1 protein-coding gene is annotated in these 5,869 nt (G+C 41.0%); it reads left to right on the top strand.

Annotated elements, in window-relative coordinates; translation table 11 throughout:
* A partial coding sequence (locus BUA76_RS19335) for a beta strand repeat-containing protein (protein WP_178337364.1) occupies positions 1 to 5,869 on the top strand: 5,869 nt, incomplete at both ends.

Raw genomic sequence — 5,869 nt, 5'->3', positions numbered from 1 at the left:
CGTCCACAGTAAGGGTATCTACCAATCTTGCTCCCGGTTTTATCACAAGAATTACCAGATTGTGGAGAGTACAGAATACCAACTATAGTCAAGCAGTAAGTCTTCAGTTTAGCGGCTTAGATACGGCTAATTATTCTTGGCAACTGGTTTGGAAGTCTGCAGATGCCAACTTTACCACAGGAGCTACTAGCTTAGGGACACTTAACAGCAGCGGACAGATAACATTAGCGTCTGCACCTGCTTCAGGATTTATCTCATTACAGGCCGCAGTTATTGATGTCGATGGCGACGGCGTATTGGATGGGACAGACTTAGATGATGATAATGATGGTATTTTAGATACGGCTGAAGGATCATTAGACACCGATGGCGACGGCATACCAAACAGTTTAGACTTAGATAGTGATAACGACGGCTGTGTAGATGCGATAGAAGGAGCAGCAGGGATTACGACATCCCAGTTGGTAACAGCAAGTGGCAGTGTAACAGTAGGAACCGGTTCTACAGCAAGCAACCAGAACTTAGGTACTACGGTCAATGCCAATGGAGTTCCACAGTTTGTTACTGTACCATCAGGATACAGCAATACCACGGGACAGGCAATTGGCGCATCTCAAAATGCTTCTATCAATGGCTGTATAGCTCCGGGTGGAGTGTTCGGTTCCTCTCTTTGGTTAAAGGCTGATGATGGAACCAGCACCACCGTAAATGGGACCGCGGTTTCGCAATGGAATGATAAAAGTGACAATGGAAATAATGTTGCACAGGCAACTGTTGCAAACCAACCGCTGTTTAAGAACAATGCATCAGAAAACATCAATTTTAATCCTGTTATAGATTTTGACGGTTCAAACGATGTACTTACGGATGCGAACGGTATCTTGGGAACATCTACTTATAACAATGCTTCCGCATTTGTGGTGAATGTGATGAAGGCAGTAAATACTTCTTCTGTCTTCTTAGAAAATCTTGCAACTGGTACTCTAATCAATATGATGACTCCTTATTCAGATAATAATATTTACTGGGATGGAGCATTTAATAGCAGGATCAATACAAACTGGGGAGGAAGTGTAGGTACGCCATATTTGTGGACAGGCTGGAACAACAATAGCCTTACACCTAAAACATCGTTTCGCCGCAACGGGCTGCAGCTCATAAGTGGATCTACATTATTGGCTTATACAGGCAACAACTCTGCTATGAACGTAGGTGCTAATGCCTATAATGGTAGGATAGGGGAAATTATCTACAATACCAATGCATTAAGCGCAGTAGAAAGGCAAAGGATAGAAAGCTATTTAGCCATTAAATATGGCTTTACGCTAGACCAAACAACCCCCCAAAATTACCTTGCATCTGATGCATCAGTAGTTTGGAATGCCACAATGAACACTGGATATAACAATAATATTGCCGGTATCGCCAGAGATGATGTCTCCGGATTGAATCAGAAAGTATCCAGATCGGTAAATACAGGAAGTGTGCTTACCATTGCTACCAATGCCGACTTTACGAGTGCAAACAGCACGGTTAGCCGTACAAATATTACTAATAACTTAAGTGCTTTGGTAGTAGGAGATGATAATGCCTCTGCTACAGCAAGAGTTACTACAAATGTTGCTTCTGGATTCAATACCAGAATAACCAGATTATGGAAAGTTCAGAACACCAACTATACACAGGCGGTAAGTTTACAGTTTAGCGGTTTGGATCATGCCAATCTTACATGGAATCTTGTGTGGAAAGCGGCGGATGCCAACTTTACCACAGGATCTACTACCTTAGGGACACTTAACAGCAGCGGACAGATCACTATACCTGCAGGTATTGGTTCAGGCTTCCTATCGCTACAAGCCAATGCTTTAGATAGCGACGGTGACGGTGTTGTCGATATAGATGATCTTGATGATGACAATGACGGCATTTTGGATGTGAATGAAACACAAATAAATACCTTTGTAAATGGCAATCTTGAGAATAGTACTACTGGTTGGAGTGTGGGAACTGGTTGGAATTATGCAGTAAGTCAGGGAAACCCTGGGAACTGCTTTAATATAGGAGGCAGTATAAATGCTAGCATTAGTCAAACACTTAATTTTAGTGGAACATTAGCTACAGCAAGTACAGCTACACTGAAATTTGATTTTTATGCTGATAACTTTTATCTTTCACCAGTATCATTTGATGTTATAATTAATGGTATTACATTTGCAACTATAACTAGACCAACGTCTGCTACGCAATATAACATTACAACTTTTAATGGAGCTAGCTGTAATTTGAGTACAATGCCTTTAAGTATTTGGAATACTTTAGTCTTTAGTATTCCAACAGGATCTTTAGTAAATTCTTCCTTATTCCAAATTTATGCCAATTTTTCAAATTCTGATGATCCGCGTTTTGATAATTTTGTGTTCTATATAGATAACTTAGACACCGATGGCGACGGCATAACAAACAGTTTAGACTTAGATAGTGATAACGACGGCTGTGTTGATGCGATAGAAGGAGCAGCAGGAATTACTTCATCCCAGCTGGTAACAGCAAGTGGCAGTGTAACAGTAGGAACCGGTTCTACAGCAAGCAACCAGAACTTAGGTACTACGGTAAATGCCAGTGGTGTTCCACAGTTTGTTACTGTACCATCAGGATATAGCAATACCACAGGACAGGCAGTTGGCATATCTCAAAATGCTTCTTTCAATGGCTGTATAGCTCCGGGAGGGGTCATTGCAGGACTTACAAGCTGGAATAAAGAAAACACCGCCAATACAGGTTCTATCTGGAAAAATTCAGCTAACATTAATGACGCCACAGGAACGGGAACTAATGTATATAATACCTCTGGAGCTGACTTAATAAACTTCAATCCTTCTTATACATTTAATACATCAGGGAAATTTACACTTCCTTCGGCTTTAGATCTTTCGGGAAGCTACTCGGTTTTTGGCGTTTCAAAGCTGAAAAATGCAGGCAGCAATGGAAGGGTTTTTGGCTCGGCGTTATCTAATGTGTTAATTGGGTATTGGAGTAACTTAATGAATACCGTCTATTATGACGCTGCTCCCAACAGTCTTACTTCAGGTACCAATTCAGTTATTGCTTCTACTACAGATGTCAGAAACTATACGTACATAAGAAATGCGGGTCCGTTTTCTTTTTATGGAAACAGTACTTCGATATTAACAGGCGCAACTTCCGGAGCCACAGCCTTTAGAGGTGATATTGGAGGAAGTAATAATGAAAATTCAAATGTAATAGTTCCGGAATTTATTACATATAATGTAGCGTTGGATGCTGTAAGTCAAAACAGGGTTGAGTCTTATCTGGCGGTTAAATATGGTTACACTAAATCAGGAGATTACGTATTATCATCAGGTACAATTTCTTGGAATACAACAGCTAATACGGGCTACAATAACAACATTGCCGGTATTGCCAGAGATGATATCTCCGGATTGAATCAAAAGCAATCTGCATCTGTAAATCCAGGCGTTCAGCCGGTAATTGGAAATGTAAACATTACCGATACCAACGCCAATAATACGAATAATTTCAGTGCAGATTTATCTGCTTTGGTTTGGGGTTCTGATACCGGAAGTACCTCATTTGGCAGCTCTTTTGCCTTTGGAGGATTAAATGCAAGAATGACCCGTATCTGGAAAGTACAGGAAACCGGAACCGTAGGAACCGTGAAGGTAGCCTTACCGGCAAGCCAGATAGGAAGCAACATCGCCCAGCTTAATTTGGTAGTAAGTGCCGATGCAACTTTTGACGGCAGTGATACCAGAACGGCAATGACGCTGGAAACTCTGGGCGGAGTACAATATTACACCGCAACGGTAGATTTTACAACAGGTCAGTTCTTTAGCTTTGCTGCGTTTGCAATCGCTCCGGGAGGGGTGTCTTCAGGACTTTCTTTGTGGTTTGATGCTTCATCCGGTACTTTCTCAGATGCAGGGATAACGCCGGGAGTAAATAATGGTAAAATTCAACAATGGAATAACAGAACTGGCAATATTAATGTTCCTTTCTTATCGATGAACCTCGCAGCTAAGCAGCCGGACCTTAAAACTAATCTTGTGAATTTTAATTCAGCAATTGAGTTTGCAGGTACTACATCAGCAGACGAGGAAATTTTGACAACCACCACCTTATTGTCAAATCTATTCTCATCGAATACCAATTCAGGATTTATCACATTTGATACGGCAGGTATTTTCTTTACTGCAAACTATTTGAATACTGCTAATCGTTATGACATGTATGGGAATTCCGGTCAGTTCGGAGGTACAAACTTTACCCCTTCTGGTAGTATAGGAGCATATAATATATTATCTTTCGTGGGAAATACTACTTCCAACCAAGCTTCCCTTAATGGTAATTTACCTTACAGCTCTGTTACCCGTACAGTTGATTTAAATACGAATATAACAACTGATTTTTCCATAGGAGGAAGACCCGATGGGGGGTTAGGAAATGTTACTAACCGCATCGGTGAGGTCATTAATTATACCCGGGTATTAACCAATACAGAGCTGACACAGGTACATTCTTATTTGTCTATTAAATATGGAACAACCTTAGGATCTACATCCGGTACTCGTGATTATCTTGCTTCCAACGGGACTACCACTTTTTGGACAGGAGATACCACCTACCAAAATAATATAGCCGGTATCACCAGAGATGATGTCTCCGGATTGAATCAGAAAGTATCCAGATCTGTAAACAGCAGTAGTGTACTTACGTTAGCTACCAATGCTGACTTTACCAGTGCAAACAGTGCTGGAAGCCGTACCGCAATTAACAATGACCTAAGTGCTTTGCTAGTTGGAGATGATAATGCCTCTGCTACAGCAAGAGTTACTACTAATCTTGCTTCTGGATTCAATACCAGAATAACCAGATTATGGAAAATTCAGAACACCAACTATACACAGGCGGTAAGTTTACAGTTTAGCGGTTTGGATCATACCAATTTTACATGGAATCTTGTGTGGAAAGCAGCAGATGCCAACTTTACCACAGGATCTACTACCTTAGGGACACTTAATAGCAGCGGACAGATCACTGTACCTGCAGGTATTGGTTCAGGTTTCTTATCGTTGCAGGCTTTGGGTGTGGATAGTGACAGTGATGGTGTATTGAATATCGACGATTTAGATGACGACAATGACGGAATTTTAGATACGGCTGAAGCATGTGAAATGTTTCCAAATGGTACGTTCGATACGGGAATGGTAGGTTTGCAGTTACCTGGATGGACAAGTGTAGCAGGGAATGTTGCTATTAGTGGATCAGCATTCTTTAATGGAGGCAATACTATACCAAATGGCGTACTGTATAATGATATAACCCTTACTTCTGGTGCAAATTATACACTTAATTATGCTTGTGGAAGAGTGGGAGATGGCTTTGGAGCGAATGTATCCTTGTTGGTTGAGGTCATTAATAGAGATACCAATACTGTTATTGCTTCTAAAACGACTATTAGAAATCAGTCTGATGGACCTCCTGCACCTACCAATGAGTCATTATCTTTTGTAGCAACAAGTCCTAATATACGAGTGAGATTTACAGATACTAGTCCTGGTTCGGCTTTAAGTATTGATATTTCATTAGATAATGTATCTTTAATAAATTCTTCCTGTGATACCGATGGCGATGGCATAACAAATACCTTAGACTTAGACAGTGACAATGACGGCTGTGTAGATGCGATAGAAGGAGGAGCTGGAATTACTTCATCCCAGCTGGTAACAGCAAGTGGCAGTGTAACAGTAGGAACCGGTTCTACAGCAAGCAACCAGAACTTAGGTACTACGGTAAATGCCAATGGTGTTCCACAATTTGTTACTGTACC

Origin of the sequence: Chryseobacterium takakiae (genome assembly GCF_900129385.1) — a bacterium.
GTDB classification, from domain to species: Bacteria; Bacteroidota; Bacteroidia; order Flavobacteriales; family Weeksellaceae; genus Chryseobacterium; species Chryseobacterium takakiae.
This window is presented reverse-complemented; position numbering and strand designations above follow the sequence as displayed.